The sequence below is a fragment of the Candidatus Kaelpia imicola genome (assembly GCA_030765505.1).
Classification (GTDB): domain Bacteria; phylum Omnitrophota; class Gorgyraeia; order Kaelpiales; family Kaelpiaceae; genus Kaelpia; species Kaelpia imicola.
The window spans coordinates 1-3,980 of record JAVCCL010000027.1 but is presented as its reverse complement, the minus strand read 5'-3'; the positions used below and the strand labels follow the sequence as shown (position 1 = coordinate 3,980).

At 34.6% G+C, this 3,980-nt stretch carries 5 protein-coding genes; all 5 read left to right on the top strand.

The window, feature by feature from the left end; translation table 11 throughout:
• A partial coding sequence (locus P9L98_04805; GenBank protein ID MDP8216617.1) for a cold shock domain-containing protein occupies positions 1-127 on the top strand: 127 nt, incomplete at its 5' end.
• Between the two features lie 105 nt (positions 128-232).
• Entirely contained in the window at positions 233-706 is a 474-nt protein-coding gene (locus P9L98_04800; protein ID MDP8216616.1) for a hypothetical protein, read from the top strand.
• Positions 707-949: 243 nt separating this feature from the next.
• Positions 950-1,465 (top strand): ORF6N domain-containing protein, encoded by a 516-nt coding sequence (locus P9L98_04795; protein MDP8216615.1) that lies wholly within the window; start codon positions 950-952, stop codon positions 1,463-1,465.
• Between the two features lie 18 nt (positions 1,466-1,483).
• A complete protein-coding gene (locus P9L98_04790) occupies positions 1,484-2,230 on the top strand; it encodes an SIMPL domain-containing protein (GenBank protein ID MDP8216614.1) in 747 nt (248 codons plus the stop codon).
• A gap of 81 nt (positions 2,231-2,311) precedes the next feature.
• A complete protein-coding gene (locus P9L98_04785) occupies positions 2,312-3,310 on the top strand; it encodes a virulence protein RhuM/Fic/DOC family protein (GenBank protein ID MDP8216613.1) in 999 nt (332 codons plus the stop codon).
• Positions 3,311-3,980: the final 670 nt, after the last annotated feature.

Here is a 3,980-nt window from a genome sequence, read left to right as displayed (position 1 = left end):
TTTCCACAAGAACAGCCTTGTGGGTGTTGAATTTGACGTTTTGAATGAAGATACGGAAGTTGAGTTTGAAATTGAAAAAACTCCCAAAGGTGCAAGCGCTGTTAATGTGAGTATTGCGAAGAAATAAACAAATTTATAGCAGCCTACCCTATAGGACCTTGCCTATAAAAGAAAGAAGGGCATAAAATTGAAGCCTAATGGCAATTTGTCTTTAAAGAGTAAGGAGGCATTAATGAAGAGAATATCAGACTTAATCTTGGTTATACTATTCAGCATCGTTTTAATTACAGGTTGCACTAATCAGGAACAACCCAGCTTAAATGCAGAAGATTCTTCAGAGACTATGAAAACAGTTAAAAAAGTGACAGAAGATTTAACATCTACTGTAAAAACGGTAGCATCAAATGTATTGGAAGAAACAAAAAAAGAGATAATCGCTTCAACCGCTAAAGAAGCAATAGCTGCAGCAAAAAATTTAAACTCAACGAAGGAGAAGGTAGGCTACTTGGTTACTCAGGCAAATAACCTATATAGCTCTGAAAAATTTCAGGACGTAGTGAATATCGCTAAATACATCCTGACATATCTTGATAAAGATTCTCAACCAGCTAAAAGCCTGCTTGATAAAGCTAAATCAAAACTAACATCTATGCTGGAACAAAAAGCATCTGATTACTCCCAAAAAATAGGCAATTTTGGTAAATAAGCTTAGCAATTAGATAAGAGATGATTAGTTAAAAGTATTATAGAAAATGAGAAATAAGACAGAAAAAACATATTTAAACAGTTAAACTCTTGACACTATTTACAATAAGAGTAAAATTAAAACATAGTTTGAATTAAAGTCCTGCGTTCGAAAGGGGGAACCTGGACTATAAAAAAGTAAAACCTTTGTTTCGGTTTGGATAACAGACTGGGCAAGGGTTTTTTGTATTTAAAGGAGGGAGAGATGAAGAGTTTAACTGTAGAATCAACTGTTGAACAAAAAATACTTATTATAAGAGATCAAAAGGTATTGCTAGATAGAGGTTTAGCTAAGCTTTACGGTGTTTCAACAAAAGCATTAAATCAGGCAGTTAAGAGAAATTCTAAAAGATTCCCTAAAGATTTTATGTTCAAATTAACAGAAAAAGAGAAAGAGAGACTGGTCACAATCTGTGACCGGTTCAAATCTCTTAAACATTCATCTGCCAATCCAAATGCTTTCACTGAGCAAGGCGTTGCAATGCTATCCAGTGTTCTCAATAGTGAAAGAGCAATCCAAGTAAATATCGCCATTATGAGGGTTTTTGTAAAGATACGCGAAATAGTTTCCACCCATAAAGACCTTCTCCGTAAGTTAATCTTACTTGAGAATAAAGTAGGAAAACATGATAAAGATATAAAGGCTATATTTGATGCAATCCATCAATTAATAGTTCTGCCAAATAAACCAAAGACCAGAATAGGGTTTCATAACCATTAAACCAAAAGGAGGTGCAATATGCGGATAGGAGAGCTGAAAAACATTCAAATCATCATCTTAGGGCTATGTATTGTCTGTGCTACGGTGTTTTCAACAGTAATTTTATCAAAAGGCGTTATTCAGGTAAAGAAGCTTACTGAAGAGATAATTGAAGTATCAGGTTCGGCTGAAAAAGATATAATATCTGATTATATAGTATGGAAATCTGAGTTTAGAAGACGTGATATAGAGCTAAAGGACGCTTATGCACAGCTTAAAGATGATCTTAAAAAGGTAAAAGCATATCTATTGTTAAAAGGTATTAAAGAAAACGAGATAGTAGTCTCCCAGGTTAAAAATGCTACTTTATATAAGAAGACAGAAGAAGGGCATAACACAAATGAGATAGAAGGCTATTTAGTAGCTCAAGAGATTGAAGTAAGATCATACGATGTTAATAAGATAACTGATATCTCCCGTCAGTCTACAGAGCTCTTAGATCAAGGCATAGAGTTTATGTCAGACTCTCCTGAGTATTTCTATACCAACTTATCAGACCTAAAGATTGAAATGCTGGCTCGCGCTACAGAGAACGCTAAAGAGAGAGCCATAAGAATAGCGGCTTCAACAGGAAATAAGATAGGTGTAATACGCTCAGCAAAGATGGGGACATTCCAGATAAACCCTATAAACTCCTATGATGTATCCTGGTATGGCAATCATGATACTTCATCGTTAGAAAAGAAAGTAATAGCTATAGTCCATGCTAAGTTTGGGGTAGAGTAAATCATATGAATAATGAATAACAGGTTAGAAGAATAAAACTTTAACAGATAATAACTTTTAAAGAAGGAGGGCTGAAACAAAATGAGCTCTAAAAAGAACAATAAGGGCGAGATCTTATTATATAAAAACAAAATTGAAGTTAAGCTGGTTGAGGATACAGTTTGGCTAACTCAAAAACAGATTGCTCAACTATTTGGAACCCAAAGACCTGCCATAACAAAACATTTGAGCAACATATTTAAAAACAAAGAGTTACAAAAAGATTCAGTATGTTCCATTTTGGAACATACTGCTAATGATGGCAAAATCTATCGCACAAAATATTACAACTTAGATGCTATAATCTCTGTTGGGTACCGTGTAAGCTCAACTCGTGCCACACATTTCCGTATTTGGGCGACAAATGTGCTTAAGAAACATTTAATAGATGGCTACACCCTCAATGAAAAAAGACTCAAACTATCAGAGCATAAATATAGAGAGTTGCAAAGCGCTTTAAAACTCTTAGATAATGTTGTTCAATTTAAAGCTATATCCGATGAAGCAAAGGGCATTATTCAGGTTATAACCGAATATTCACGTGCTCTTGATATATTAGATGATTATGACCACCAACGGCTCTCTGCTCCAAAAGGAACCAAGAGATCCAGGTTTGAAATCACCTACCAAGAAGCTAGAAAGATAATTGATGCTACGAAGAAGAGATTCAAAGACTATAGCTTAGTGGGGCAGGAAAAAGATAGTAGTTTTAAAAGCTCTTTAAGCGCAATATATCAGACTTTTGATGGAAAAGATGTCTATCCGACTGTTGAAGAGAAAGCAGCACACCTACTTTACTTTGTAACCAAAAACCATAGCTTTGTGGATGGCAACAAACGTATAGCTGCAGCTATCTTTATCTGTTTCCTGCAGAAGAATGGAATACTTCTTAGGAAAGATAATACAAAACGCATTGATAACAACACTCTTGTTGCCTTAACAATTATGATTGCTGCAAGTAGGCCGGTAGAAAAAGATATTATGATCAAAGTGGTATTGAATTTATTGATTTATAAAGGCAGCGGCAATGAGTATTATTAATTCCACAAAATACTATATTTTACTGTGACATTCTACTGCGACAAAGGAAAAGGTAAATTTTGTTTGAATATTTGAAAAGAGAGGCATTATCGCAGGACTTACCCTTTTGTATAGCCTCTCATCGTGATTCTGATATAAGTTTAACGCATTATATGCGCAATTATCAAGAAAAACTAAAGAGCCGGATATTGAAAACCTTCAGGTATTAGGATTCTCTAAAGGCAGAGATTCTAAAGATGCATTTAATAATCTATTAGAAAAGAATAGATATTTAATAGATACAACGTTTGATAAAGTAGTCTCTTATGAGCTAAATAAAGATTATAAAAACTCCTTAGTCTATCACTCTATATCTGAATTAAAAGAGAGCTGCAAGAGAAGCACAGAAAAGTCACTCTAAAGACAATAAATAAGTATATCCGGTCACATTGCCTCAGGGTGGGCTATATAAAAGATTAAATTTTAACAGAGTCTATTTCAGTGCTTATCAGAGAGGGTTGGGGGAGAGCACACTAAAAGGTGAGAGTTCAAGATACTCAAACAGTGATATCTTAATGCGTGAGCATAGGCTCTATCAGACAGACTGGCTGATAAGAAAGTATAACTTCTCAATTAATGAGATTCCATTTGATGAGGATGGAAACCTCTCACTCTTAACAGACCCTAAAGA